Here is a 25,559-nt window from a genome sequence, read left to right on the forward strand (position 1 = left end):
CCTTGGTCTCGCGCCATCCGGCAAGCATGCTCGCGACCGTGCGCCGCTACGAGGCGGCCGGCTTTCGCGCCTGGCCCGCGGCGGCCGTCCACTATGACGGCACCTGGGTGGTGCGGCTGACCGCCGGCCATCCGGCCAAGCGGCTGAACTCGGTCAATCCGCTCGATCCCGGCGACATCCAGCACATCGCCGACCGCATCGGTCGGGCGAGCCGCCGCTTCGACGCCTATGGCCGGCCGTTGACGTTCCGCATGTCGCCACTGTCGGGGCCCGATCTTGCCAGCCATCTCGACAAGGAGGGCTGGAGCCGGTTCGACGAATCGCTGGTCATGCGGCTGCCGTTGGCCGACGCGCAACTCGACGCCGCCATGGACCAGATCCCGCTCAAGGACATCAGCCGCTTCATCGGCGCATTGCTCAAGGTCAACGGCTCGGACGTATCGCTGCGGCCGGGCCTGTCGGAAATCATCGGCGCCATCCAGCCAGAGGCCGGGCTGTTCGCGCTCGAGGACGGGACGGAGCCGCTGGCGACGCTGATCTGCGTGCATGACGGCGATCTCGCCGGCCTGTTCGAGGTCGCTACCGACAAGGCGGCGCGCAACAAGGGGCACGGCCGCAACCTGATCCTTTCGGCGTTGAAATGGGCGAGGCTGCGCGGCGCGCGGGAGGCCTGGCTGCAGGTCGAGGCCGGCAACGTGCCGGCGCTGGCGCTCTACCGCGCGCTCGGCTTCGAGGAAGTCTATCGCTATCATTACCGCCGGCCGCCCGGCCATGAATGATGTGACATCCAACGGCAAGCGCCTGCTGCTGGTCGCCGCATGCGCGCTGGTCGATGCCGATGGCCGCGTGCTGCTGGCGCAGCGCCCGCAAGGCAAGCAGCTTGCCGGCCTGTGGGAATTTCCCGGCGGCAAGGTCGAGCCCGGCGAGACGCCGGAACAATGCCTCATCCGTGAACTGCATGAGGAGATCGGCATCGAGACCGAGATCCCGTGCCTGGCGCCGCTGACCTTCGCCAGCCATTCCTATGATGATTTCCATCTCTTGATGCCGCTGTTCGTCTGCCGCCGTTTCCGCGGCATTGCCCAGCCGAGGGAAGGGCAGGCGCTGAAATGGGTACGGCCCAAACAGATGCGCGAGTATCCGATGCCGCCGGCCGACGCGCCATTGATCCCGTTCCTGATCGATCTCCTCTGAGGATCGAGAATCGGATCGGACCACGGTCCATATCAGCCAGCGTTAATGGAAGATTTATCTCATCATGAAAAATTGATGCATGGCCGTTCTCTCGCGGCCGCCGTCGTGCGCTGGGGAGCAATAGAATGAGCCTGGACAAGGATTGGGATTCGATCCGGCCCGAGCGGGGTTTTCGTGCCGTCGACGCCGGCATGGGCGTGCTGCGCGTCACGCTGCTGTTCGGATCGGCCGCGGTGGCGCTGGCGCTGATCGCGACCCCTTTCCTCGATAACCAGACGCGTTCGCAAACGGCCCGCGACGGTTTTCCCGGCCTCGACATGACGGCTACCGGTTCGATCAGCCATCGCGGCACCTACACGGTGCGCCGCAGCGTGCTGCAGTCCGAACCCGGCGGGGTCTGCATCATCCGCGCCGATGGCAAAAGCAGTGGCGACTGCTGACCTGGGTTTGAACATTCCCGAATGGCGACCATTTCATCGCCTGTTAAGCCTTTGCCGTTAACCTTTCTTAACAGATCGGCGGTAGGGTCGTGGCAAGGGGGAAATGAGGTGATGAAAACGGTGCTGCTGCTGCGCTTTCTGAAGGACGAAAACGGCGCCACGGTCGTCGAATACGCCATGATAGTCTGCGTATTGTCGCTGACGATCATCGGCGGTATTAGCCACGTCTTCAATTCGCTGACCTGGTTGTTCAGCGACGATTCCAGCAGACTTGCCAACGCCTTCGCCCCTTAGACTCTTTGTTTACGCAGTTCCTGCTCAAGGGCTGCCCGCGAGCTCAATACCCTTCAGGCCCCTCCAGTATCGTCTTTAACGAAACCTTGGCCGAACCGGGCTTCAGCGGCTTTTGCTGCGACGCGTCGGGCGCCCAGCCGGACATCCAGACAATCGAGAAGCTTGCCCTGATGCGACCGTCGGGGTCGGAAAAGCGCTCAGCGTAGATTTGCGCGGCGCGGGCAAACAATCTGCGTGATCCTGGCCGCCGGCTGCGGTCGGCGAGCGCGCTGGTTTCACCCATCGCACGCAGGTCCGCCATCAGGGCGAACAGGTTGGCGTAGCGCACCGTCACCGTCTCGACGTCGGCGACCGGCAGCGCGAAACCGGCACGCTGCAGCAGCGCGCCGGCATCGCGCACGTCGGTGAACGGAATGACGCGCGGGCTGGCGCCGCCATGGAGCTCGGTCTCGGCGACAAGCAGGCTTTCGCGCAGTTCGGCAAGCGTGCCGGCGCCGGCGAAGGCGCCAAGGAAAAGTCCGTCCGGCCGCAGCGCGCGGCGAATCTGGATCAACATGCCAGGGATGTCGTTCATCGCCTGCAGCGACAGAAGCGACACCACCAGATCGAGACCTTGTGGCTCGAACGGTACGGTCTCCGGCGGAGCAATCAGGCCGGGGGCACCATTCAGAAACGCCGCGTCCATCTCGACACGGGCGACATCCGCCACCTTGCCACTCCGCGCAACGACCTCGGCCGCGGCCGCTGTCTGGCAAAACAGCACCGCCGCCTTGGCGAACCTGCGCTCGACGGCATCCAGCCGATCGGCAAGATCCTCGGCGGCGCGGTGCATGAGGAAGTCGGCACCCTCAACCGGATGGATGAGCGCGCGCCGCTTGTGCGCCAGCCACAGGGAGGTATCCATTATAGGCTGCAAGGGATGGGTCCTTGTATGTCCGCGCCCTGATATGGTTGGTATGGTGGCGCCGAGAAACAAACCACGTGGCCGATCCGATGCCAGAGATCAAGTCCATCGAGATCAGGAAGCTGGCCCGGTCGGCTGCCCAGTCGGCTCTGGGGTGGCCGGCGCGCATCCTGTTTCCGCCGGTCTGCGCCGGCTGCCGCCGGCAGGTCTCGCAACCCGGCGTGCTGTGCGGCAACTGTTGGCCGAAGCTGCGGCTGCTGGAACGGCCCTGGTGTCCGGTGATGGGCACGCCGTTCACCCATCACATGGGCGAGGGGTTTCTCTCGGCGGAGGCGATCGCCGATCCGCCGCCCTTCGAACGGGCGCGGGCAGCGGTCGCCTATTCCGGCGTCGCCCGCCAGATGGTGCAGGGGCTTAAATACCAGGACCGCACCGATCTCGCTCCCTGGATGGCGCGCTGGATGGTCCGCGTGGGCGCCGACCTCATCGCCGATGCGGATGTGGTGGTGCCGGTGCCGCTGCATTGGCGCCGTTTTTTCAGGCGGCGGTTCAACCAATCGGCCGAACTGGCGCGTGCGGTTTGCGAGCTCAGCGGGCTGTCTTTCGCGCCTTCCGCCATGCGGCGCGTGAAACTCACCCGCCAGCAGGTCGGGCTGGAGCGGCAGGAACGCGAGGAGAATGTGCGCGCCGCATTTCGCGTGCCGGATGAGGCCGAGATCGAGATTGCCGGCCGCAGGGTGCTTCTGATCGACGATGTCTATACCACCGGCGCCACCGTGCGGGCCGCCACCAAGGCGTTGAAAAGGGGAGGTGCCGCCGCCGTCGACGTGCTGACCTTTGCCCGCGTTTTGCCGGGGGACTTCCGGGCGGACGAGTCCGCGACTATATAAGTCGGCAACGGAAGCGGAAATTCGTCATGGTCGATGTCACGATCTATACGCGCATGATGTGCGGCTACTGCACGGCGGCCAAGCGGTTGCTGGATCGCAAGGGTGTCGCCTATACCGAGCACGATGCCTCGTTTTCGCCGGAGCTGCGCCAGGAAATGATGTCGCGCGCCCACGGCCGCACGACCTTTCCGCAGATTTTCATCGGCGGAACGCATGTCGGCGGCTGCGACGACCTCCATGATCTGGAGGCAGAAGGCCGGCTGGACAAACTGCTCGCCAACGGCTCGTCGATTTGAGGGTATGACAATGGGTGTTTTCAAGGCGGCGGCAGTGCAGATGCGTTCAGGCGAGAGCCCCGAGCGCAACGCGGTCGATATGGAACGGCTGGTGCGTGAAGCAGCCGGGCAGGGCGCGACCTACATCCAGACGCCTGAAATGACCGGTGCGCTGATACGCGACAAGGAAGCGCGTGCCGCGTCCTTCACCTCCGAGGACAAGGACATCGTCGTCTCGACCGCGCGCAGGCTGGCGCGCGAACTCGGCGTGTTCCTGCATATCGGCTCGACCGCTATCTTGCGCGCCGACGGCAAGCTCGCCAACCGCGCGCTCCTGTTCGGGCCGGACGGTGCGACGCTCGCCACATACGACAAGATCCACATGTTCGACGTCGATCTCGACAATGGCGAGAGCTGGCGTGAATCCGCTGCTTACGAACCGGGCACCGAGGCCGTCGTGACCGCGATCGCGGGCGCCAAGCTTGGCTTCGCGGTCTGCTACGATCTGCGTTTCCCGCAATTGTTCCGTGCCGAGGCAATGGCCGGCGCCGAGGTGCTGACCGTGCCCGCGGCCTTCACCCGCCAGACGGGAGAGGCCCACTGGCATGTGCTGCTGAGGGCACGCGCCATCGAGAACGGCGCCTTTGTCGTCGCCGCCGCGCAGGGCGGCCTGCACGAGGACGGCCGCGAGACCTATGGCCATTCGCTGATCGTCGATCCGTGGGGCCGCATCCTCGCCGAGGCCGCGCATGACGAACCTGGCGTGATCGTCGCCCAGATCGACCCGGCGCAATCGCTTGCGGCGCGCAAGAAGATTCCGAATTTGAAGAATGCGCGGGATTTCGCCATCAATGCCGGCGAGGCGCCGCGCCTCAGGGGTGCCGCCTCTTGATCCGCTTTTCCCTGATCTGCGAAAACGAGCACGAGTTCGAGGGCTGGTTTCGCAGTAATGACGATTTCGACACCCAGAAGAAGCGCGGCTTCGTCGACTGTCCCAGTTGCGGCTCGCACAAGGTCGAGAAGGCGCTGATGGCGCCCGCCGTGTCCACGGCACGCAAGCAGGAAACCATCGCGCTTGCCATGGGCGAGGCGCAGAAGCAGGCGCTGGCCCAGCTGAAGGCGATGGCCGAGAAAGTGCGCGAGAATGCCGACTATGTCGGCGACAAGTTCGCCGAGGAAGCGCGCAAGATCCATTTCGGCGAGACCGATGCGCGCGGTATCTATGGCGAGGCGACGCTGGACGAAGCCAAGAGCCTGGCCGAGGACGGTGTCGAATTCATGCCGATCCCGGTGTTTCCGGACGACCGGAACTGAGCGATCAGCTCACGCTGCCGATCAATTTCTCTAGCAGATGTGAAAGCGTTTCCCGTTCCGTCGGCGTCAGGCCCCCGAGAACCTCGTGTTCGTTGGCGACATGAGCGGTGACGGCCTCGTCGATCAGGGCGAGACCCTTTTCAGTCAACCTTACGACGATGCCGCGCCGGTCGTTGGGATGCGGCCCGCGTAGGATCAATCCAGACGCTTCGAGCCGATCCAGCCTGTTGGTCATGGCCCCGGAGGTCACCATCGTGGCCTCGTAAAGCGCTGTCGGGGTCAGCGCGTAAGGCGAGCCGGAGCGGCGCAGCGTCGCCAGCACATCGAACTCTCCCGCCTGCAGTCCGAAACGGGCAAAGAGCGGCGCAAGGCGCTCGCGCGCGATCAGCGAGGAGACCTCATTCAAGCGTCCGATCACAGCCATCGGAGACACGTCCAGGTCCGGCCGTTCTCGCTGCCATTGCTCGATGGCTTTCCCTGCGCGGTCCATCTATCTCACCATAATATATCTTGACGTTAAGAATCTTTCCGTTATCTTACCGCGATATGCAACGCCAGCCAAGAGGCTGTGCACCATAGGGCTCGATCATGAAATATCTCTGGGACTCGGCGCTCGGCCTGCTGGTCGTCACCGGCGGCCTGCTCGGCCTGACGCTGCCCTTTGGCAAGCTCGCCACCGCGGCCGGCGTGCCGGCCATGGTCTGGGCCTTCGTCATCTCGCTCGGCGCCGGTGGCGTGCTTTTCGTCGTCCTGCTGCTGCGCGGCCAGCGCATCCGGCTCACCGCGCACAAACTGCGCTATTTCTTCGTTACTGCCGCCGTTTCCTATGCCGTGCCAAACCTTTTGATGTTCTCGGCGATACCGCATCTGGGAGCCGGCTACACCGGCATCATGTTCACGCTGTCTCCGGTCATCACGCTGGTGTTCTCGATCCTGCTCGGTGTCCGGCGCCCCAACATGCTGGGCATATCAGGCATTGCCGTCGGCTTCCTCGGCGCGGTCATGGTGGCCGTGACGCGTGGCGAGGCCGGCCAGCCGGCCGATGTCTTCTGGGTCGTCATGGGCCTGCTCATTCCGGTCAGCCTTGCGGCCGGCAACATTTATCGCACGGTCGACTGGCCGGAAGGCACCGGTCCTATCGAACTCGCGGTCGGCAGCCATCTGGCGTCCGCGTCGATGCTGCTCGTCGGCATCCTGACCTTGCTTGGAGGCAAAGGTTTCGTCCAGATCGGCGCCGTGCCGCTCACCGTGGTGGCGCAGATGGCCTCGGCATCGGCGATGTTCGCTTTCTTCTTCCGGCTGCAGGCGGTGGGCGGCCCGGTCTATCTCAGCCAGATCGGCTATGTCGCGGCGGCCGTAGGGCTGTTCGCCGGTACGATCTTCCTTGGCGAGCACTATCAGCTGCTGACCTGGGTCGGCGCCATCATCGTCACGGCGGGCGTCTTCATCACCACCAAGGCGCAAAGCCAGAAGGCCTGACGGCTTCGGGCTCAGTCGTACTGTCGCCGGCGTCGCCGCCGGGCTCCGGCCGTTCGGTATCGACAGCCGAGGATTGGCGGATCAGACCGATCCCTTTTCCGCCAGCACCATGTAGTTGACGTCCATGTCCTTCGACCGCGCCCAGCGGTCGGCAAGCGGATTGTAGGTGACACCGGTGCGGTCGATAATGGTCAGGCCGGCGCCGCCCAGCGCCTTTTCCAGCTCTTCCGGGCGCACCAGCTTGCCGAACTGATGGGTGCCGCGCGGCAGCCAGCGCAACACATATTCGGCGCCGATGATGGCGAGGCCGAGCGCTTTCAGAGTGCGGTTGATGGTGGCCACGAACATGATGCCGCCGGGCTTGACCATCTCGCCGCATTTGGCGACGAACAGGTCGATGTCGGCGACATGTTCGACCACTTCCATGTTGAGGACGACATCGAATTTTTCGCCCGCCTCTGCGAGATCTTCCGCCGTCGTGGCGCGATAGTCGATGCTCACATTGCCTTCGGCGGCATGGAGTTTCGCCACTTCGATGTTTGTTTCGGAGGCGTCCGCTCCGACCACCTCGGCGCCGAGCCGCGCCATCGGCTCGCACAAAAGGCCGCCGCCGCAACCGATGTCGAGGATGCGCAGGCCCTCGAACGGCCGCGCCGCGCGCGGGTCGCGACCAAAGCGCGCCGCGATCTGGTCGCGGATATAGGAAAGCCGGACCGGATTGAATTTGTGTAGCGGACGAAATTTGCCGTTCGGATTCCACCATTCGGCGGCAAGGGCGGAAAAGCGTTCCACTTCTCCGGCATCGATCGTCGATCGTCGGGGCTCAGGCATTCGGTTGGTCTCCTCGAACGCTAGGAAGTCGGGCGGGAGGCATCGAATGTCAAGGCAACAATTTTCAATGCTGACATAGTGACTGGCCGACCAAAGGCCAGCCTAATTCGTGTCCAGCACGTCGCGCAGCTTCGCTTCCAACTGCTCCATGGTGAAGGGCTTGGCCAGGAAGTGCACGTCATGGTCGAGCACGCCGTTGTGGACCACGGCGTTCCTGGTGAAACCGGTGGTGAAGACGACTTTCAACCCGGGCTGGCGTGCGACCGCCTCCTCGGCGAGCTTGCGGCCATTCATCGCCGGCATGACGATGTCCGTGAAAAGCAGGGCGATGCCAGGGGTCGCGGCGAGCTTCTGAAGCGCCTCCTCGCCGCTTCCGGCCTGGATGACGGTGTAGCCGAGTTCGCGCATGACCCCCGTCGTGGCGGCCCGCACGCGGGCGTCGTCCTCCACGACGAGGATCGTCTCGGTGACCCTGACGGCGCTCTTGCCGGGCCCGGCGGGTGCCGCCGGCTCCTCCGGCCCGAAAAACCGCGGCAGATAGATTTTGACCGTCGTGCCTTCGCCGATCTCGGAGTAGATCTTGACGTGGCCGCCCGACTGTTTGACGAAGCCGAACACCTGGCTCAGCCCAAGTCCCGTGCCCTTGTTGACCGGCTTGGTCGTGTAGAAGGGCTCAAAGGCCTTGGAAATGACTTCCGGCGACATGCCCGCGCCGGCGTCGGTCACCGCGATCATCACATATTGGCCAGGCGCGACTTCGGCGTGCGTGGATGCATAGGCCTCGTCGAGGTGGCTGTTGGCGGTCTCGATGGTCAACTTGCCGTCATTGTCCATGGCATCGCGGGCATTGACGGCAAGATTGAGGATCGCGTTCTCGATCTGGCTGGGATCGGCATGGGTTTTCCACAGGCCGCCCGCCAGCACCGTTTCGATGCGAATGCCTTCGCCGAGCGCACGGCGCAGAAGATCGGACATGCCCGTCAACAGGCGGTTGGCATCGACAACCTGCGGCGCCAGCGGCTGCAGCCGCGAGAAGGCAAGCAGGCGGGAGGTCAGATTGGCGGCACGGTTGGTTGCGTCGGTCGCGGCCTCGACGAGTTTTTCGATGTCATGTTCGCCACGCTTCAGCTTGCGCTGGGCAAGGTTCATGGCGCTGAGGATGACCGCCAGCATGTTGTTGAAGTCATGCGCTATGCCGCCGGTCAATTGCCCGACCGCTTCCATTTTCTGCATCTGGCGTATCTGGGATTCGGCCTTTTCACGCGTCTGAATCTCGTTGCCGAGCTCGATGTTCTTGCGCATCAACTCTTCCTGGGCCGTGGCGACCTCGCGGAAGCGGCGGCGGGATTGACGGATGGTGTAGGCGGCCAGGAGGAAGATCGCCAGCAACGCTGCCAGTGAGCCGATGCGCAGCCAGGCCTCGACTCGGTCGGTGTGGGCGTCGCGTGCGGCCACGGCGGCGGCGCCGATCCGCCGGATCGTGTCCATGCTGGCGCGGATCTCGTCCATGGCGGCCTTGCCCTGGCCGCTGCGGACCAGTTGCAGGGCCTTTGCCGCATCGCCCCGGTCGTAGAGCGCGATTGTCTGCGACAGCTCGGCCTGCTTTTGCGAAAGCGCGTCCTTGATGTGGCTGACCTGCTGGACGAGCTGGTCGTCCTCAGCCGTCATGGCGTCGATACGGGCGAGCTGTCCGGGCATGGCCTCGACGGCCTTCCGGTAGGGCTCGAGATAGGATTTTTCACCGGTCAGCAGGTAGCCGCGCTGACCGCTCTCGGCGTCCTGGGCCAATGAAAGCAGACCGGAAAGCTGTTCCTGATACTCGATCGTCTCGCGCGCGGCCGCACGATTGGCCCTCTGGCTCTCGACGAGCACAGCACGGGTGCCGACGATCAGCGCCAGCACGGCGAAGCCCGCGACAAGCGGAAGCGATTGCAATCGCGTGGCGCGCCGAAGCCGAGCAATCATCTGTTATGCCGAACCAAAAGGAATTCCCCGCGGGCAGCATTTGGTAAGCGGCGCAAGCCTGGAAGGCAATATGCCGTCTTCTTGAAGCTTGCGATCGGCCGCAGCCTTGCGAAACCCTCGTCATTTGGCTAAGGAGGCCGCGCATTCAGCGGCCGGCGCCAGCCGGGCGTTTTCTTCCGTTTTCGGCTCCCAGGTTTGGCAGGTGGCCGGTTTCAGTCAAAGGCATTTCGCTTCCATGGCGCGTATCGTGATGAAATTCGGCGGAACCTCCGTCGCCGACATCGCCCGCATCCGCAATGTGGCGCGTCACGTCAAACGCGAGGTCGACGCAGGTCACGAGGTGGCGGTAGTGGTCTCGGCGATGGCCGGCAAGACCAACGAGCTGGTCGGCTGGACGCGCGAAGCTTCGCCCATGCATGACGCGCGCGAATATGACGCCGTCGTCGCTTCCGGCGAACAGGTCACCGCCGGCCTTCTCGCCATCACCTTGCAGAACATGGGCGTGCATGCGCGGTCCTGGCAGGGCTGGCAGATCCCGATCAAGACCGACAACGCGCATGGCGCGGCCCGCATCCTCGACATTGACGGGGCATTCCTGATCAAGCGCTTCGGCGAGGGGCAGGTGGCCGTCATTGCCGGTTTCCAAGGCATCGGCCCGGACAACCGGATCGCCACGCTAGGCCGCGGCGGTTCGGACACCAGTGCCGTCGCCATCGCCGCCGCGGTCAAGGCCGACCGTTGCGATATCTACACCGACGTCGACGGGGTCTACACCACCGACCCGCGCATTGAGCCCAAGGCGCGCCGGCTGGCCAAGATCTCTTTCGAGGAAATGCTTGAAATGGCCTCGCTCGGCGCCAAGGTTCTGCAGGTGCGTTCGGTCGAGCTTGCCATGGTGCACAGGGTGCGTACCTTCGTGCGGTCGTCCTTCGACGATCCCGACGCGCCCGGAATGGGGGATTTGCTCAATCCTCCCGGAACGCTCATTTGCGACGAGGAAGAGATCGTGGAACAGCAGGTCGTCACCGGAATTGCCTACGCCAAGGACGAGGCCCAGATTTCGCTGCGCCGCGTCGGCGACCGCCCGGGAGTCGCCGCCGGCATTTTCGGGCCGCTGGCCGAGGCCAACATCAATGTCGACATGATCGTCCAGAACATCTCCGAGGACGGCAAGTTCACCGACATGACCTTCACCGTGCCCTCGGGCGACGTCGACAAGGCGCTTCACGTGCTCGAAAATCTGAAAGCCGAAGTCGGCTACGATGTCGTGCAGTCGGAAGCCGGCATGTCGAAGGTTTCGGTCATCGGCATCGGCATGAGGAGCCATGCGGGCGTTGCAGCCACCGCTTTCAAGGCGCTGGCCGACAAGTCGATCAACATCCGGGCGATCACGACCTCCGAGATCAAGATTTCGATACTGATCGACGGTCCATACACTGAACTCGCGGTTCGTACTTTGCATTCCGTCTACGGTCTGGATAAGCAGTAGCGAGAACGATTTGAGTTATTGCGTGTGCGCCGGTCGCAGTGGAAACTGCGGCGGGCAAAATGCCCATTGGAGAAGAAGCCGCGATGCGTGACACGGCCGTTGGCCCGCGCGTTTTGCTGAAACGGCTCCGCGAGCTCATGCAGGAGCCGCTGGAGCCGCAGGAGCGGCTTGACCGCATCGTGCGCGACATCGCCTCCAACATGGTCGCCGAAGTCTGCTCGCTCTACGTGCTGCGCGCCGATTCGGTACTCGAACTCTACGCCACCGAAGGTCTGAACCCCAACGCCGTCCACCTGGCGCAGCTGCGGCTGGGACAAGGCCTGGTCGGCACCATCGCCGCAAGTGCGAGGCCGCTCAACCTGTCCAACGCGCAGGAACATCCGGCCTTCGCCTACCTGCCGGAGACCGGGGAAGAGATCTACAATTCCTTCCTCGGCGTGCCGGTGTTGAGGGCAGGGCGCACGCTGGGCGTCTTGGTTGTCCAGAACAAGACCATGCGCCATTACCGCGACGACGAGGTCGAAGCGCTGGAAACCACCGCCATGGTCATCGCCGAGATGATCGCCACCGGCGATCTGGCGCGGCTGACCCGGCCCGGGCTGGAACTCGATCTGCGCCGGCCGGTGAGCTTCACGGGGCTGTCCTTCAACGACGGTGTCGGGCTTGGCCATGTCGTGCTGCACGAGCCGCGCATCGTCGTCACCAATCTGTTCAACGAGGACAGTGAGGAAGAGGTTCGCCGGCTCGAAGCCTCGCTCGGTTCGCTCAGGCTCTCGATCGACGACATGCTGGAGCGCCGCGATGTCGCCTTCGAGGGCGAGCATCGCCAGGTGCTGGAAGCCTACCGGATGTTCGCCAACGACCGCGGCTGGGTGCGCCGGCTGGAAGAAGCGATCCGCAACGGCCTGACGGCGGAGGCGGCGGTGGAAAAGGTGCAGAGCGACATGCGCGCCCGCATGCTGCACATGACCGATCCCTATCTGCGCGAGCGGATGAGCGATTTCGACGACCTCGCGAACCGGCTGCTGCGGCAGCTGATGGGACGTGGGCCCGAGGATGTCGCGGCCTCGCTGCCGAAGGATGCCATCATCGTCGCGCGCTCGATGGGCGCCGCCGAACTGCTCGATTACCCTCGCGACAAGCTGCGTGGCCTGGTGCTTGAGGATGGTGCCGCCACCAGCCACGTCGTCATCGTCGCGCGCGCCATGGGCATTCCGGTCGCCGGCCAGATGAAGGGCGCCGTTTCCATGGCGGAAAACGGCGACCCCATCATCGTCGACGGCGAGGAAGGCGCAATCCATCTGCGGCCGCAATCCGATCTCGAAGCCGCCTATGCTGAAAAGGTGCGTTTCAGGGCGCGCCGGCAAGAGGTCTACCGCGAGCTGCGCAAGAAGCCGTCGACGACCAGGGACGGTGTCCAGGTCGATCTCTTGATGAATGCCGGGCTTGCCGTCGACCTGCCGCAGCTGGCCGAGGCGGGCGCGGCCGGCATCGGGCTGTTTCGCACCGAATTGCAGTTCATGGTCGCCTCGACCTTTCCGCGCGCCGAGGCCCAGGAAAAACTCTATCGCGACGTGCTCGAGGCCGCGCGTGGCAAGCCGGTCACCTTCCGCACCATCGACATCGGTGGCGACAAGGTGCTGCCCTATTTCAAGGGCGCGATCCAGGAAGAAAATCCCGCGCTCGGCTGGCGCGCGATCCGCCTGACGCTCGACCGGCCGGGCTTGCTGCGCACCCAGATCCGCGCCCTGCTCAAGGCCAGCGGCGGGCGTGAGCTCAAGCTGATGCTGCCGATGGTGACCGAGCTCGGCGAAATCGCGCAGGCGCGCGAGATCATCGACCGCGAGGTGCGGCACCTCTCGCGCTTCGCCCACCACCTGCCGACCAGCCTCAAGCTGGGCGCCATGCTGGAAGTGCCGTCGCTCCTGTTCCAGCTCGACGAACTGATGAAGGCGGTCGACTTCGTCTCTGTCGGGTCGAACGATCTGTTTCAGTTCGTGATGGCGGTCGACCGCGGCAACACGCAACTGGCCAACCGCTTCGATACGCTGTCGGCGCCGTTCCTGCGCGTGCTCAAGCAGATCGCCGACGCCGGCGCCCGCAATCACACGCCGGTCACCTTGTGCGGCGAACTCGCCGGCAAGCCGATCTCGGCGATGGCGCTGATCGGCCTCGGTTTCCGCTCGATCTCGATGTCGCCGGCCTCGATCGGTCCGGTCAAGGCGATGCTGACGGAGTTGCCGCTGGAGGAATTGAAGGCGTTCTTCGACGACAATCTGATGGCGCCGGCGGAGGGCTTGCCGATGCGGGCTTTGCTGCAGGCCTTCGCCGACGACCGCTCGATCCCGTTGTAGCAGCCTCATCATGGTCAATTTGCCCCGCGATCGCATGGATCAAGTCGTCAAGCGTTTCGAGATGCTCGAAGCGCAAATGTCGGCCGGACCGGCGCCGGATGCCTATGTGAAGATGGCGTCGGAATATGCCGAATTGCAGGACATGGTGGCCAAGGTCAGGGAATTGCGCTCGGCCGAGCACGAGCAGGCCGACCTCGAAGCGATGCTCGCCGACAAGGGCACCGATGCCGAGATGCGGGCGCTCGCCGAAGCCGATCTGCCCGGCGTCGAGGAGCGCATCGAGGCGCTGCAGAAGGACATCCAGATCCTGCTCCTGCCCAGGGATGCCGCCGACGACAAGAACGCCATCCTCGAAATCCGCGCCGGCACCGGCGGCGACGAGGCCGCACTTTTCGCCGGCGACCTGTTTCGCATGTACGAGCGCTACGCCGCCGAACGCGGCTGGCGTTTCGAAACGGTGTCGGCCAGCGACGGCGATGCCGGCGGCTTCAAGGAAATCATCGCCACGATCTCGGGCAAGGGCGTGTTCGCCCATCTGAAGTTCGAATCCGGCGTGCATCGCGTGCAGCGTGTGCCGGCGACCGAAGCCAGCGGGCGCATCCACACGTCCGCTGCCACCGTCGCCGTGCTGCCGGAAGCCGAAGAGGTCGACATCGATATCAGGGCCGAGGACATCCGCATCGACACGATGCGGGCGTCGGGTTCCGGTGGCCAGCACGTCAACACCACCGATTCGGCGGTGCGCATCACCCATTTGCTGACCGGCATCATGGTGGTGCAGGCGGAGAAGTCGCAGCACCAGAACCGGGCCAAGGCCATGCAGATCCTGCGCGCCCGGCTCTACGACATGGAACGCAGCAAGGCGGACGAGGAACGTTCCGAATCGCGCAAGTCGCAGGTCGGGTCGGGCGACCGCTCGGAACGCATCCGCACCTACAATTTCCCGCAGGGCCGGGTCACCGACCATCGCATCAACCTGACGCTCTACAAGCTCGACCGGGTGATGATGGGTGAACTCGACGAAATCGTCGACGCGCTGATCGCCGATCACCAGTCGAAGCTGCTGGCCGATATCGGCCTCGATGGCTGACCAACTGCCCGTGGCGCTGGGGGCGCTGCTGCGGGAGGCGCGGGCCAGGCTTGCCGAAGCCGGTGTCGAGGATCCCGCGCTCGACGCGCGGCTGATCGTCGAGCACTATTCCGGCACGACGCGAACGCAAGCCATTACCGACCCCGAACGCAAGATCGACGCAGACGCCATCGCCGCGATCGACGGCGCCCTGAGACGGCGGGCCGGAGGCGAGCCGGTGCATCGCATCCTGGGCTATCGCGAATTCTACGGTTTGCGCCTGTCGCTGTCGCCGGAGACGCTCGAGCCGCGGCCGGACACCGAAACGCTGGTCGAGGCGGTGCTGCCCTTCGTCAAGGCCATGGCCGCACGGGAGGGGGTATGCCGCATCCTCGACCTCGGCACCGGCACGGGTGCCATCGCCCTGGCGCTGTTGAGCGTCGTGCCGGCGGCGACCGCCACCGGTGTCGACATCTCCGCCGGCGCTCTGGCCACGGCGACCCGCAATGCCGGGCAATCCGGGCTCGGCGAGCGGTTCGCGACGCTACAGTCGGACTGGTTCGAAAAAGTTTCCGGCCGATACCATGTAATTGCCGCAAACCCTCCCTATATACCTACACAAGACATTGGAAATCTGCAGGACGAGGTCCGCGATTTCGACCCGCGTCAGGCCCTTGATGGCGGCGCGGATGGGCTGAACCCCTACAGGATCATAGCCGCAGAGGCGGCAAGGTTTCTGGAAGCCGAAGGCAGAATTGCGGTCGAGATCGGCCACACACAATGCAACGAGGTCAACGATATATTTCGCGCGGCCGGTTACACGGCCGGCAAGGTGTTTGGCGATCTCGGCGGAAACGACAGGGTTCTTGTTTTTCAACGGGCAACGTCTTGACGCAGTGCGAAAAAACCGCTTGGCAATACCGGGGAATGCGGCTAGGGTCGCCTAACCGGATGAGACGAAGCAGGCAGTGCTCTTAGCGATTCGGTTTCCTTGGAAATAGCTGCCTTCTTGCGCAAACGACGCCCATGCTTCGTGCGGGAATCGTCCGGAAAGTGATGTAACCGGAACAGGATGGCACGTGGCGCCAACGCAATCGATGCGGGCGAACGCCGGTGAAGAAACGAAACGGCTGGCCGCATGAGCGCCTCCGTTCGTGAAGAGTTTTTCGAAAATTTCACTATGAAGAGAGTCTAATGAGGCCACAACAGCAGAACAGGCGCATGCGCGGTCGCAACAACAATGGCGGCGGCGGTGGCAATAACAATAATAACAACAACAACAACCGCAAGGGACCTAATCCCCTGACGCGCAACTACGAGAGCAACGGCCCGGACGTGAAGATCCGTGGATCGGCTCAGCAGATCGCCGAAAAATATGCCACCCTGGCCCGCGATGCGCACAGCTCCGGCGACCGGGTGATGGCGGAGAACTACCTCCAGCACGCCGAGCACTACAATCGCATCATCGCCGCCGCGCAGGCGCAGATGCCGATCCAGAACGTCCAGCAGAACCGCGACGAGTTCGATGAGGACGGCGATGAGGATCGCGACGAGTTCGACAATGCCGGCAACAGCGGAGCGGGCAACAGCGCCGGTTCCGATTCGCAGATTCCGGTCGTCAACCATGGCGCCGGCCCGCAGCCGGTGATCGAGGGCATGCCGGCCGAGGTTGCGCTGAACCGGGAGAACGGCCGCGACAATCGAGACAATAGCGGGCGAGACAATAGCGGGCGAGACAATAACGGGCGCAACAATGGCGGCCGCGACAACAATGGCGGGCGCCACCGCGATCGCCGCCCCAATGGCGGCTATGGTCAGAACGGCCAGCGCGACTATGCCGCGGCTGAACAAGGCAATCAGCAGCAACGCAACGAGTCCACGGGGCAGACGAAAGTCCAGGCGGAGCCTGCTTCGCCGGCCGAGACCGTGCCGGCAGCCGAGCCTACTCCGCGGTTCGAGAATTTTTCGCCAGCCGGTCTTTCGCCAGCCGGTCTTTCGCCAGCCGGTCTTTCGCCAGCAGGTCTTGCGGCCCAGGCCGAGCTCAACGAAGTCGCCGCCGAGAACGGTGCCGCCAAGCGTCCGCGCCGTCCACGCCGTCCACGCACCAACCCCGATCAGATCGAGGGCGGCAGCGACAATACGGATGCCGGCGAGACGTCAGCGGCTCCGGCCGAGAGCGGCGGCGCCGACCCCGTGATCGCCGACATCGACAACTGATCTAACGGCACTGCAACACATTGAACGGCGGAGAGAAATCTCCGCCGTTTTCGTTTGGGCTGACGTGGAATATTATGCGTTCACCCCTATCGAGACGTCTTGAGGGACCGGGGTCCATGCACCATATCTGGCCTGAACAGGATCCGGCTCGAATGGGCGGGTCCGTCACCGCAATCTGATCCGGTGCCGCAAAGCGGGCCGGTGATGGAAGGAGACAGATATGAACCTTGAGAAATACTCCGAGCGCGTGCGCGGCTTTATCCAGTCCGCGCAGACCATGGCGCTCTCCCGAAACCATCAGCAATTCACCCCCGAACACATTTTGAAGGTGCTTGTCGACGATGACGAGGGCTTGGCCGCGTCGCTGATCGAGCGCGCCGGCGGCAATGTCCGCGACGTCAAGCTCGGCGTCGAGACGGCGCTCGAGGCGATGCCCAAGGTGGAGGGTGGCAATGGCCAGCTCTATCTGGCGCAGCCGCTGGCCAAGGTGTTCTCGACCGCCGAGGACCTGGCCAAGAAGGCCGGCGACAGCTTCGTCACCGTCGAACGGCTGCTGCAGGCGCTGGCCATGGAGAAATCGGCAAAGACGGCCGAAATCCTGGCCAAGGCCGGCGTCACCGCGCAGGCGCTGAACCAGGTCATCAACGACGTTCGCAAGGGCCGCACCGCCGATTCGGCGAGTGCCGAACAGGGCTATGACGCGCTGAAGAAGTATGCGCGCGACCTGACCGCCGATGCCCGCGCAGGCAAGCTGGACCCCGTGATTGGCCGCGACGACGAGATCCGCCGCACCATTCAGGTGCTGTCGCGCCGCACCAAGAACAATCCGGTGCTGATCGGCGAGCCTGGCGTCGGCAAGACGGCGATCGCCGAAGGCCTGGCGCTGCGCATCGTCAATGGCGACGTGCCGGAATCGCTGAAGGACAAGCAGTTGATGGCGCTCGACATGGGCGCGCTGATCGCCGGCGCCAAATATCGCGGCGAGTTCGAGGAGCGGCTGAAGGCCGTGCTCTCGGAAGTCACCTCGGCCAGTGGCAACATCATCCTGTTCATCGACGAGATGCACACGCTGGTCGGCGCCGGCAAGGCCGATGGCGCCATGGATGCGTCGAACCTGCTGAAGCCGGCGCTGGCGCGCGGCGAGCTGCACTGCGTCGGCGCGACCACGCTGGATGAATACCGCAAGCATGTCGAGAAGGACGCGGCCCTTGCCCGCCGCTTTCAGCCCGTCTTCGTCGACGAGCCGACCGTGGAGGACACGGTCTCGATCCTGCGCGGCCTGAAGGAAAAATACGAGCAGCACCACAAGGTGCGAATCTCCGATTCGGCGCTGGTGGCCGCGGCAACGTTGTCCAACCGCTACATTGCCGACCGCTTCCTGCCGGACAAGGCGATCGACTTGGTCGACGAAGCCGCTTCGCGGCTCAGGATGCAAGTCGATTCCAAGCCCGAATCCCTGGACGAAGTCGACCGCCGCATCATGCAGCTCAAGATCGAGCGCGAGGCGCTGAAGGTCGAGAAGGACGAGGCTTCGAAGGACCGGCTTGCCCGCCTGGAAAAGGAACTCGCCGGCCTCGAGGAGGAATCGACCGAGATCACCGCCAAATGGCAGGCCGAGAAACAGAAGCTCGGGCTTGCCGCTGATCTGAAGAAGCAGCTCGACGAGGCGCGCAACGACCTTGCCATTGCCCAGCGCAAGGGTGAATTCCAGCGCGCCGGCGAGCTTGCCTATGGCAAGATCCCGGAACTGGAAAAGAAGCTGAAGGAGGCCGAAGCCCAGGACGGCAAGGCCGGTATGGTCGAGGAAGTGGTCACGCCCGACCATGTCGCCCATATCGTGTCGCGCTGGACCGGCATTCCGGTCGACAAGATGCTGCAGGGCGAGCGCGACAAGCTGCTGCGCATGGAAGACGAGATCGGCAAGCGTGTCGTCGGCCAAGGCGAAGCGGTGCAGGCTGTCTCGAAAGCGGTGCGACGTGCGCGTGCCGGCTTGCAGGATCCGAACCGGCCGATCGGCTCGTTCATGTTCCTCGGACCGACGGGCGTCGGCAAGACGGAACTCACCAAGGCATTGGCGAGCTTCCTGTTCGACGACGAGAGCGCCCTGGTGCGCATCGACATGTCGGAGTTCATGGAAAAGCACTCGGTTGCCCGGCTGATCGGCGCCCCTCCCGGCTATGTCGGCTATGAGGAGGGCGGCGCGCTGACCGAGGCGGTGCGGCGCCGGCCCTATCAGGTCGTGCTGTTCGACGAGATCGAGAAGGCGCATCCGGACGTGTTCAACGTGCTGTTGCAGGTGCTCGATGATGGCCGGCTCACCGACGGACAGGGCCGCACGGTCGACTTCCGCAACACGCTGATCATCATGACGTCGAATCTCGGCGCTGAATATCTGGTCAATCTCGGCGAGGACCAGGATGTCGATGCGGTGCGCGACGAGGTGATGGGCGTGGTCAGGGCATCGTTCCGGCCAGAGTTCCTCAACCGCGTCGACGAGGTGATCCTGTTCCACAGGCTGCGCCGCAAGGACATGGACCGTATCGTCGAGATCCAGCTCAAGCGGCTGGAGAGCCTGCTTGTCGATCGCAAGATCACGCTGTCGCTGGATCCCGAGGCGATTGAGTGGCTGGCGGCCAAGGGTTACGACCCTGCCTATGGCGCCCGGCCGCTGAAGCGGGTGATGCAGAAGGAACTGCAGGATCCGCTGGCGGAGAAGATCCTGCTTGGCGAGATCCTGGATGGCTCGACGGTCAAGGTCACGGCTGGCTCCGACCGGCTGAATTTCCGCTCCAAGCCGACGATCGTCGCGGCCGAAGCGGCGGCCTGATTCCAAACGCCGCGCGTCCACCGGACGCGCGGCGTTTTCATGCAATCGGCGGGGGGTGAATGACGCTGGACGACTACAACGGCTTCTGCGCCTCGCTGCCATCGACCACGCATGTCGTCCAGTGGGGCGGCGCGCATGTCTGGAAGGTCGGGGCCAAGATGTTCGCGATCGGTGGTTGGGACCAAGGCCAGCAGCTCTTCGTCACCTTCAAATGTTCCGACATCGCCTATAACGTGCTCAAGGAGCAGCCAGGATTGCGCCCGGCCCCCTATCTTGCCTCGCGTGGCATGAAGTGGATCCAGCGTCGGACAAGCCAGAGCATGGATGATGGCGCGCTGAAGGATTATTTGCGCGAGAGCCACCGGCTGGTTGGCCTGAAGCTGACGAAGCAGGCGCGCAAGGAATTGGGCTTGGCTAATATTCTTTGAGGCGGCGGAAAATCGCCATCTTCATGCCCGGTTCATGTTGGAACCATATGCTGGGTAACTGGTTTGCTGGCGAAGGGATTCGCCGAACCGAACAACGCCGGGCGGCGGCACATACGGACCGGAGAGTTTCGCCACGATGCTGCGCACTATCTTCACCCTTTCGGTGCTTGCCGCGGGCCTGGTGTTTTCCAATGCGTTCGCCGCACCGACACGTGACGGTGCCGCCCAGCCTGTCCGCACGGCCGGGAGCGGCGGCATTCTGCTCGCCCAGGACGGCAATCTCGACATCTATTACGACGCCAGGGGCAATCGCGTCATCGTCGATGCGGACACAGGCAAGGTGATCGCCATTCAGCCGCCGCAGACACGTCTTGACCGTCGCGCGCTGCGCCGCGAGTCGCGTATGCGCGAGTTGGGCCGTGCCCCCGCCGACGATGACCGCTACTATCTCGACGATCCCCAGGACATGGCCCGCTTTCGCCGCAAGCAGCTGGAAGAGGAAGGCCGGGTCATCCCGCCGCCAGCCGACGAATATGATCCTGATAGCAACAATTCCGTCGATGCCTATCCGCCGGCGCCCCGGGACGATGGCAGTTACGACGACAATTATCCCGATGCCCCGCAGACGGCGGAGCCGCGCGCCATCAAGCGCCAGCCGCTGAACGAGGCGTCGATAGACCCCCTCCAGCCGGCGGTTCCGGCGGAACAGGCGGCGCCCTCCGACCAGACGGCAATGCCGCCGAAGGCCGGCGGCAAGAACACGGTCGACCCATCGCTTTCACTTGGCGCGCGCCAGGATGTGGCAGCGCTCCAGGTGCTGCTCGATCGGGGCGGCGCTTCGCCTGGCGTCATCGACGGGCGTTTCGGTTCGAATGTCGACAAGGCGATCGCCGCCTATAACGAGATCAACGGCAGCAGCCTCAAATCGACCGATGCGGTCGGCATCCAGTCGGCACTCTCGCAATCCGGCGGCGATGCCTTCGCCAACTACACCATCACGGCCGAGGATGCAGCCGGGCCGTATGTCGCCTCCATCCCGGAAGACTACAGCCAGAAGGCGCAGCTCAACTGCATGTGCTACACCTCTGTCACGGAGGCGCTGGCGGAGCGCTTCCACATGGACGAGAACTATCTGAAGTCGATCAACAAGGGTCTCGACTTCAACCGCCCCGGCACGATCATCAAGGTCGCCAATTTCGGCAAGCTGGTGTCGACGCCGGTCGCACGCATCGTCGCCGACAAGACCAAGAAAGAGGTGTACGCCTACGATGCGGGCGGCAAGCTGGTGGCAGCCTATCCCGCCACCATCGGCTCGGCGGACACGCCGTCGCCCACCGGCATCCACGCCGTGTCGCGCATCGCGCTCGACCCGAACTACACCTACAATCCGAACATCAATTTCAAGCAGGGCGAGAACGACAAGATTCTAACCGTTCCACCAGGTCCCAACGGACCTGTCGGGTCGGTGTGGATCGCGCTGGACAAACCGACCTACGGCATCCACGGAACGCCCGAACCGTCGAAGATCGGCAAGACCGAAAGCCATGGCTGCGTGCGCCTGACCAACTGGGACGCGCGCGAGCTCGCCAAGCTGGTGTCGCCAGGCGTTACCGTGGAATTCGTTGGCGGACCTTCAGCCGATGACGTTGCGCAGCAATGAGCCGCGTAGCCCCGCGGCATAGATCAACTGCACGACCAGAATGAAGCCGACGCTGAGCAGCGGGTCGATCAGGCAGAGTGCGGCGCCGACCGCCCACAGGATTTGTGCCTTGACGATGCGCAGATAGACCGTGCGCCTCGTTTGCGCGTCAACATCTTCCGCGACAAAGCCGTTCTTATCCGCGTAGCGCCAGCTGGCGAACAGCGTGAGGCCGAGCATCAACAGGTTGAGCCAGTAAACCAGCACCGCGATCCTGAACTCGAGGAAGTCGGCCAGAAGATCGGTCGAGAACGGCAGGAGCGCGATGAAGGCGAGAAAGCAGAGGTTCAGCGTCGCGAGCCGCCTGTCGGACTTGGCGATCAGCCCATGCTGCGCCTGCTGGCCAAACCAGAAGATGGTCAGTGTCAGGAAGCTCAAGGCATAGGTGAGGAAGCGCGGCGCCAGTGCCGCGATGGCGGCAAGCAGATCGTTTTCGGAATGGATCGTCTCATGGGCCGGCACCCTGATCTCGAGCACGATTAGGGTGAGTGCGATGGCGAACACGCCATCGGTGATACCGACAATACGGCCGCGCCCTTCGACCGATGCTTCGAGTGGACGCTTCATCGATTTCTCCCGCCTGTGGCTCTCGGGCAAACCTAACATGACGGCCGCGGTTTGCATCGTGATGGATACGATCCCTGGCAATATGGCTGGGTTCAAGGACAGTATGCCTCTGGCGGGTTGTTGCCCGCGCGCCGCCGGTCTAATTAGGGTGGCATGCATTCACCCAATGAAGCCGCCGCCGTTCCGCTGACCGCTCCGGTCGCGAATGGCACGTTCTGCCCGCAATCGCAGCGGCGCTATGTTTTGATCGCGGCGATCCTGGCCTCGGCGCTCGGCTTCATCGACGGATCGATCCTGGCCATCGCCATGCCGGCGATCCGCGTAGACCTCGGTGCCAGTCTGGCCGAGGCGCAGTGGATTTCCAATGCCTATGCGCTGACGCTCTCGGCGCTGATCCTTGCCGGGGGCGCCGCTGGCGACCGGTTCGGGCTGCGCCGGGCTTTCGTGGCTGGCATTGTGCTGTTCGTTGCCGCCTCGCTGGCCTGCGCGCTGGCGCCAGACGCCGTGGTACTGATAGCGTTTCGCGCGCTCCAGGGCATTGGAGCCGCGATCATGGTGCCGGGAAGTCTTGCCATCATCGCCAAGGCCTACCCAAAGAAAGAACGCGGCCGGGCAATCGGCATCTGGGCGGCGGCCTCGGCGCTGACAACCGCACTGGGTCCGGTGCTCGGCGGCCTTGTGCTGTCCGCTTTTGGCGGCGGTATCTGGCGGGCGATCTTCGCCGTCAATCTGCCGCTTGGCCTGGTCTCGATCTATCTTTTGCTCGCCAAGATTCCGGCCGATGCGCCGACGGAGAAACGTAGCCTTGACCTTGGCGGTGGGGCGCTTGCGACGCTTGCCTTCGGTGCGCTCGCCTACGGGCTGACTTCGATGAGTTCCAGCGGCGAAGGCCATATGGCGGGGCCGAGCATTGCCGCCGGGGCCGTGCTGCTTGTCGTGTTTATCCTGTTCGAACAGCGGCGGCGCGAGCCGATGATCGACCTCAGCCTGTTTCGCATCGGTGCTTTCGCAGGTGCCAATGTCGCGACCTTCTTCCTCTATTTCGCGCTGTCGGCTAATCTCTTCTATCTGCCAATGGTGCTGATCGCCGGCTGGGGGCTAAGCACGGCCGAGGTCGGCTTCATCTTCCTGCCGCTGTCGGCATCGATCGCGCTTCTGTCGGGACCCGTCGGCACGCTGTCGGACCGGATCGGGCCACGGTTTCCGATTGCCTGCGGCAGCCTGATCGTGGCGGTTGCCTTCGCCGGGCTGGCGTTGCTCGCCCATGCCGGTTTTCACCATTTCTGGACAGGCATCTTCCCCTTGATGGCGCTGATGGGGCTCGGCATGGCGTTGGTCGTGTCGCCATTGTCCACCGCGATCATGACGGCTGTGGAAGACAAGGATACCGGGGCTGCTTCCGGTATCAACAACGCCGTCTCACGCATCGGGGGCCTGATCGCGGTGGCGGCAATGGGGTCGCTCGCTGCCTGGGTCTATGCCAAAATGCTGGAGATAAATGCCGCGCCCGGCGTTCCCGGCTTTGGCGAACCGGCACCGACCGGCCTTGCGCCGGCACTCGATGCGGCGAGGGTCGCCGCCAGCGACGCCGCTTTTTCCGCCGTTTCCGCGGTGACCGCGCTGCTATGCCTGCTTTCGGCTGTCATTGCATGGATGACGATTTCCGGCGAGGCGCTGCCGTGGTCGCGGGCCGAACCTCGGCAGGACTGAGGCTGGCGCAATTCCAGCAAAAATGTGCAGCGGTTTTCCGTTTGGAATGATGTAAAAACAACGAGTTAGAGCGGGTCAGCGTATCTGCGCTGGGCAGCTCCAGGACTCAGCCTTCGATCTTGGCGCTGGCGACCTTCAGCGAATTGCCATCTTCCTGCTTCAAGAGATCGTCGATGCGTTCGCGCTCGCGTTTGAAGGCGACGAGGTCGTCTCCCTTGAGCACCTTGCCGACCGGCAGGCGCACGCGCATCGGATCCACCTTGGTGCCATTGACGATCAGTTCGTAGTGCAGGTGCGGGCCGGTGGCGAGGCCGGTCTGGCCGAGATAGCCGATGGTCTGGCCCTGGCGCACGTGCATGCCCGGCTCCATGCCCTTGGCAAAGGCGCTCTGGTGATTGTACGAGGTCTCGTAGCCATTGGCATGGCGGATGATGATCTGCTTGCCATAGCCGCCGGCCCAGCCGACCTTCTCGATGACGCCGTTGCCGGCGGCGATGATCGGCGTGCCGATCGGGGCCGCCCAGTCGACGCCGGTGTGCATGCGGACATAGCCGAGGATCGGATGCTTGCGGGCACCGAAGCCGGAGCGGAATTTTCCGGCCGGCAACGGGTTGCGCAGCAGGAATTGCTGGGCGCTCGAGCCGTCTTCGTCGAAATAGTCCGTACTGCCGTCCTGCATCTGGAAGCGGTAGAAATTGCGCGTCGTGCCGCCGAAGGTTGCCGAGACATAGAGAAGCTCGGAACTATCCGAAGTCTGATCATCGCCATCGGGCTGCGAGAACAGCACTTCGAGGCGGTCGGAGGGATTGAGGCGGGACTGGAAGTCGACATCGGATGCCAACAGCTTGATCAGCCGCTGGGTCATCGCCTTGGACATGCCATAGGAATAGGCGGCGCGGTAGATGCCGTCATAGACATTGGGCAGGTTGCCGCGCACCACCACCGGCGCCGACGAATCATCGAACGCCGTCAGCAATTCGGGATTGGGCTCCGGCTCTTGCGCCGGCACGTACTGGCCGCGGTCGTCGAGCGCGATGGTGACGATATGCGTGGTCTTGTCGTAGACGCTGGTGCGCACGACCTTGGCGGCATCGCCGTGAACCTCAAGACCGACACGCAGCACGGTTCCGGCCTTGAGCGCCGGGGCGTTCAACAGCTTGGCGATCGCTTCGGCCATGCCGGTGGCATCGTCGCCCGTATAGCCCGAATCGGCAAAGGCCTCGGTGAGGTCGGTGTCCTTGGTGAAGGGTATGATTTCCTCGGCGAAAGCCGGCGCCTGGTCGTCAGCATTGGCGCGCGGCGAAACGGAGACGTTTTCCGGCACGATCTTGACGTCGTAGGAGCCGGCCATGCTCTCGGCAAAAGCTTCGCCGAATCGCTGTGGATCGACATAGTGGAGCGAAGCCACCTGTACGGCGCCGTCGCTGAGATCGGTGCCGGCTTCGCGCACCACCTTTTCCACCTCATCGGCGGACAGGTCGCTCTTTTCGTCGAAGGAGGCCGTCTCGATGGGGAAATCGACGGTCTTCAAGCTCATTTCGCTTTCGACCTTGGCGCCGTAGATCTGGCCGGACGCGGCCGAGGCCGTCGCCGGCTGCGCGGGGGCGTCGTCT

General features: G+C 64.1%; 24 protein-coding genes (1 of these 24 only partly in view). 18 read left to right on the plus strand and 6 right to left on the minus strand.

All coding sequences use genetic code 11. The features are described from left to right. The first annotated feature begins 26 nt into the window (after positions 1–26). From FJ948_RS27695 to FJ948_RS27710, 4 genes are all read left to right on the plus strand, one after another. Positions 27–779 (plus strand): GNAT family N-acetyltransferase, encoded by a 753-nt coding sequence (locus tag FJ948_RS27695; protein WP_140710143.1) that lies wholly within the window; start codon positions 27–29, stop codon positions 777–779. After that, the gene (locus FJ948_RS27700; protein ID WP_140710099.1) at positions 772–1,194 is read left to right on the plus strand and encodes a (deoxy)nucleoside triphosphate pyrophosphohydrolase; all 423 of its coding nucleotides are present in this window, start codon (positions 772–774) and stop codon (positions 1,192–1,194) included. The genes FJ948_RS27695 and FJ948_RS27700 overlap by 8 nt, the downstream gene beginning before the upstream one ends. Positions 1,195–1,319: 125 nt before the next feature. After that, positions 1,320–1,634 carry a hypothetical protein gene (locus FJ948_RS27705; RefSeq protein ID WP_140710101.1) on the plus strand — a complete coding sequence of 105 codons (315 nt, stop codon included), beginning with the start codon at positions 1,320–1,322 and terminating at the stop codon, positions 1,632–1,634. A gap of 111 nt (positions 1,635–1,745) precedes the next feature. Then, positions 1,746–1,928, plus strand: a complete 183-nt coding sequence (locus FJ948_RS27710) for a Flp family type IVb pilin (protein WP_140710103.1) — start codon at positions 1,746–1,748, stop codon at positions 1,926–1,928. A gap of 43 nt (positions 1,929–1,971) precedes the next feature. Here FJ948_RS27710 and FJ948_RS27715 read toward each other — a convergent pair whose 3' ends face one another. Beyond that, complete coding sequence (locus tag FJ948_RS27715) at positions 1,972–2,844, minus strand: methyltransferase domain-containing protein (RefSeq protein ID WP_140710105.1); 873 nt, start codon at positions 2,842–2,844, stop codon at positions 1,972–1,974. 65 nt (positions 2,845–2,909) lie between these two features. On the opposite strand from FJ948_RS27715, the gene FJ948_RS27720 reads away from it, so the two are divergent. From FJ948_RS27720 to FJ948_RS27735, 4 genes are read left to right on the plus strand one after another with little or no spacing between them, the layout of a single operon-like run. Beyond that, positions 2,910–3,722 carry a ComF family protein gene (locus FJ948_RS27720; protein WP_140710107.1) on the plus strand — a complete coding sequence of 271 codons (813 nt, stop codon included), beginning with the start codon at positions 2,910–2,912 and terminating at the stop codon, positions 3,720–3,722. A 26-nt stretch (positions 3,723–3,748) separates the two neighbouring features. Next, positions 3,749–4,018, plus strand: a complete 270-nt coding sequence (gene grxC, locus FJ948_RS27725) for a glutaredoxin 3 (RefSeq protein WP_140710109.1) — start codon at positions 3,749–3,751, stop codon at positions 4,016–4,018. Between the two features lie 10 nt (positions 4,019–4,028). Then, on the plus strand, positions 4,029–4,889 hold the full coding sequence (locus tag FJ948_RS27730) for a carbon-nitrogen hydrolase family protein (protein WP_140710111.1): 861 nt from the start codon (positions 4,029–4,031) through the stop codon (positions 4,887–4,889). Then, on the plus strand, positions 4,886–5,311 hold the full coding sequence (locus tag FJ948_RS27735; RefSeq protein ID WP_140710113.1) for a DUF1178 family protein: 426 nt from the start codon (positions 4,886–4,888) through the stop codon (positions 5,309–5,311). The genes FJ948_RS27730 and FJ948_RS27735 overlap by 4 nt, the downstream gene beginning before the upstream one ends. A 4-nt stretch (positions 5,312–5,315) precedes the next feature. On the opposite strand, the gene FJ948_RS27740 is transcribed toward FJ948_RS27735, so the two are convergent. After that, entirely contained in the window at positions 5,316–5,801 is a 486-nt protein-coding gene (locus FJ948_RS27740) for a MarR family transcriptional regulator (RefSeq protein WP_140710114.1), read from the minus strand. Positions 5,802–5,899: 98 nt separating this feature from the next. Between FJ948_RS27740 and FJ948_RS27745 the strand changes: the two genes are divergently transcribed. Continuing rightward, positions 5,900–6,790: a DMT family transporter gene (locus tag FJ948_RS27745; protein WP_140710116.1), complete on the plus strand. Its 891-nt coding sequence runs from the start codon at positions 5,900–5,902 to the stop codon at positions 6,788–6,790. An 81-nt stretch (positions 6,791–6,871) separates the two neighbouring features. Here FJ948_RS27745 and ubiG read toward each other — a convergent pair whose 3' ends face one another. After that, positions 6,872–7,621, minus strand: a complete 750-nt coding sequence (gene ubiG, locus FJ948_RS27750) for a bifunctional 2-polyprenyl-6-hydroxyphenol methylase/3-demethylubiquinol 3-O-methyltransferase UbiG (RefSeq protein WP_140710118.1) — start codon at positions 7,619–7,621, stop codon at positions 6,872–6,874. Between the two features lie 102 nt (positions 7,622–7,723). After that, positions 7,724–9,586, minus strand: a complete 1,863-nt coding sequence (locus FJ948_RS27755) for a CHASE3 domain-containing protein (protein WP_140710120.1) — start codon at positions 9,584–9,586, stop codon at positions 7,724–7,726. 235 nt (positions 9,587–9,821) lie between these two features. Between FJ948_RS27755 and FJ948_RS27760 the strand changes: the two genes are divergently transcribed. From FJ948_RS27760 to FJ948_RS27795, 8 genes are all read left to right on the plus strand, one after another. After that, positions 9,822–11,075 carry an aspartate kinase gene (locus FJ948_RS27760; protein ID WP_140710121.1) on the plus strand — a complete coding sequence of 418 codons (1,254 nt, stop codon included), beginning with the start codon at positions 9,822–9,824 and terminating at the stop codon, positions 11,073–11,075. A gap of 83 nt (positions 11,076–11,158) precedes the next feature. Then, positions 11,159–13,429 (plus strand): phosphoenolpyruvate--protein phosphotransferase, encoded by a 2,271-nt coding sequence (ptsP, locus tag FJ948_RS27765; RefSeq protein WP_140710123.1) that lies wholly within the window; start codon positions 11,159–11,161, stop codon positions 13,427–13,429. A 10-nt stretch (positions 13,430–13,439) separates the two neighbouring features. Then, entirely contained in the window at positions 13,440–14,519 is a 1,080-nt protein-coding gene (prfA, locus tag FJ948_RS27770; protein ID WP_140710125.1) for a peptide chain release factor 1, read from the plus strand. Beyond that, complete coding sequence (gene prmC, locus FJ948_RS27775) at positions 14,512–15,390, plus strand: peptide chain release factor N(5)-glutamine methyltransferase (RefSeq protein WP_140710127.1); 879 nt, start codon at positions 14,512–14,514, stop codon at positions 15,388–15,390. The genes prfA and prmC overlap by 8 nt, the downstream gene beginning before the upstream one ends. A 302-nt stretch (positions 15,391–15,692) precedes the next feature. Next, positions 15,693–16,715 carry a DUF4167 domain-containing protein gene (locus tag FJ948_RS27780; protein ID WP_140710129.1) on the plus strand — a complete coding sequence of 341 codons (1,023 nt, stop codon included), beginning with the start codon at positions 15,693–15,695 and terminating at the stop codon, positions 16,713–16,715. 220 nt (positions 16,716–16,935) lie between these two features. Next, positions 16,936–19,542, plus strand: a complete 2,607-nt coding sequence (gene clpB, locus FJ948_RS27785) for an ATP-dependent chaperone ClpB (protein WP_140710131.1) — start codon at positions 16,936–16,938, stop codon at positions 19,540–19,542. A gap of 59 nt (positions 19,543–19,601) precedes the next feature. Then, positions 19,602–19,970 (plus strand): MmcQ/YjbR family DNA-binding protein, encoded by a 369-nt coding sequence (locus tag FJ948_RS27790; protein ID WP_140710133.1) that lies wholly within the window; start codon positions 19,602–19,604, stop codon positions 19,968–19,970. 136 nt (positions 19,971–20,106) lie between these two features. Then, a complete protein-coding gene (locus tag FJ948_RS27795) occupies positions 20,107–21,630 on the plus strand; it encodes a L,D-transpeptidase family protein (RefSeq protein ID WP_140710135.1) in 1,524 nt (507 codons plus the stop codon). Here FJ948_RS27795 and FJ948_RS27800 read toward each other — a convergent pair. Beyond that, positions 21,604–22,236 (minus strand): TMEM175 family protein, encoded by a 633-nt coding sequence (locus FJ948_RS27800; protein ID WP_140710137.1) that lies wholly within the window; start codon positions 22,234–22,236, stop codon positions 21,604–21,606. The two genes, FJ948_RS27795 and FJ948_RS27800, sit on opposite strands and share 27 nt — an antisense overlap. Positions 22,237–22,389: 153 nt before the next feature. Here FJ948_RS27800 and FJ948_RS27805 point away from each other — a divergent pair, with 153 nt between their 5' ends. Next, positions 22,390–23,946 (plus strand): MFS transporter, encoded by a 1,557-nt coding sequence (locus FJ948_RS27805; protein ID WP_140710139.1) that lies wholly within the window; start codon positions 22,390–22,392, stop codon positions 23,944–23,946. A gap of 106 nt (positions 23,947–24,052) precedes the next feature. Here the strand turns inward: FJ948_RS27805 and FJ948_RS27810 are convergent, their stop codons facing one another. After that, positions 24,053–25,559, minus strand: partial view of a M23 family metallopeptidase gene (locus tag FJ948_RS27810; protein WP_181173859.1) — the 3' portion only. Its footprint extends 464 nt past the window's final position; 1,507 of the gene's 1,971 nt are visible here — the last part of the coding sequence; its start codon lies beyond the right edge, outside the window; the stop codon is at positions 24,053–24,055.

This window comes from Mesorhizobium sp. B2-3-12 (assembly GCF_006442205.1).
In the GTDB taxonomy this organism is placed as follows: domain Bacteria; phylum Pseudomonadota; class Alphaproteobacteria; order Rhizobiales; family Rhizobiaceae; genus Mesorhizobium.

What these genes read in the sequence shown, in the direction of transcription:
- FJ948_RS27705 (WP_140710101.1), top strand. Translation starts at nt 1,320, where the DNA reads ATGAGCCTGGACAAGGATTGGGATTCGATCCGGCCCGAGCGGGGTTTT.
- FJ948_RS27740 (WP_140710114.1), bottom strand. Translation starts at nt 5,801, where the DNA reads ATGGACCGCGCAGGGAAAGCCATCGAGCAATGGCAGCGAGAACGGCCG.
- prfA (WP_140710125.1), top strand. Translation starts at nt 13,440, where the DNA reads ATGGTCAATTTGCCCCGCGATCGCATGGATCAAGTCGTCAAGCGTTTC.
- FJ948_RS27805 (WP_140710139.1), top strand. Translation starts at nt 22,390, where the DNA reads ATGCATTCACCCAATGAAGCCGCCGCCGTTCCGCTGACCGCTCCGGTC.
- FJ948_RS27790 (WP_140710133.1), top strand. Translation starts at nt 19,602, where the DNA reads ATGACGCTGGACGACTACAACGGCTTCTGCGCCTCGCTGCCATCGACC.
- FJ948_RS27730 (WP_140710111.1), top strand. Translation starts at nt 4,029, where the DNA reads ATGGGTGTTTTCAAGGCGGCGGCAGTGCAGATGCGTTCAGGCGAGAGC.
- ptsP (WP_140710123.1), top strand. Translation starts at nt 11,159, where the DNA reads ATGCGTGACACGGCCGTTGGCCCGCGCGTTTTGCTGAAACGGCTCCGC.
- FJ948_RS27795 (WP_140710135.1), top strand. Translation starts at nt 20,107, where the DNA reads ATGCTGCGCACTATCTTCACCCTTTCGGTGCTTGCCGCGGGCCTGGTG.
- clpB (WP_140710131.1), top strand. Translation starts at nt 16,936, where the DNA reads ATGAACCTTGAGAAATACTCCGAGCGCGTGCGCGGCTTTATCCAGTCC.
- grxC (WP_140710109.1), top strand. Translation starts at nt 3,749, where the DNA reads ATGGTCGATGTCACGATCTATACGCGCATGATGTGCGGCTACTGCACG.
- FJ948_RS27745 (WP_140710116.1), top strand. Translation starts at nt 5,900, where the DNA reads ATGAAATATCTCTGGGACTCGGCGCTCGGCCTGCTGGTCGTCACCGGC.
- FJ948_RS27710 (WP_140710103.1), top strand. Translation starts at nt 1,746, where the DNA reads ATGAAAACGGTGCTGCTGCTGCGCTTTCTGAAGGACGAAAACGGCGCC.
- ubiG (WP_140710118.1), bottom strand. Translation starts at nt 7,621, where the DNA reads ATGCCTGAGCCCCGACGATCGACGATCGATGCCGGAGAAGTGGAACGC.
- FJ948_RS27800 (WP_140710137.1), bottom strand. Translation starts at nt 22,236, where the DNA reads ATGAAGCGTCCACTCGAAGCATCGGTCGAAGGGCGCGGCCGTATTGTC.
- prmC (WP_140710127.1), top strand. Translation starts at nt 14,512, where the DNA reads ATGGCTGACCAACTGCCCGTGGCGCTGGGGGCGCTGCTGCGGGAGGCG.
- FJ948_RS27700 (WP_140710099.1), top strand. Translation starts at nt 772, where the DNA reads ATGAATGATGTGACATCCAACGGCAAGCGCCTGCTGCTGGTCGCCGCA.
- FJ948_RS27760 (WP_140710121.1), top strand. Translation starts at nt 9,822, where the DNA reads ATGGCGCGTATCGTGATGAAATTCGGCGGAACCTCCGTCGCCGACATC.
- FJ948_RS27755 (WP_140710120.1), bottom strand. Translation starts at nt 9,586, where the DNA reads ATGATTGCTCGGCTTCGGCGCGCCACGCGATTGCAATCGCTTCCGCTT.
- FJ948_RS27780 (WP_140710129.1), top strand. Translation starts at nt 15,693, where the DNA reads ATGAGGCCACAACAGCAGAACAGGCGCATGCGCGGTCGCAACAACAAT.
- FJ948_RS27695 (WP_140710143.1), top strand. Translation starts at nt 27, where the DNA reads ATGCTCGCGACCGTGCGCCGCTACGAGGCGGCCGGCTTTCGCGCCTGG.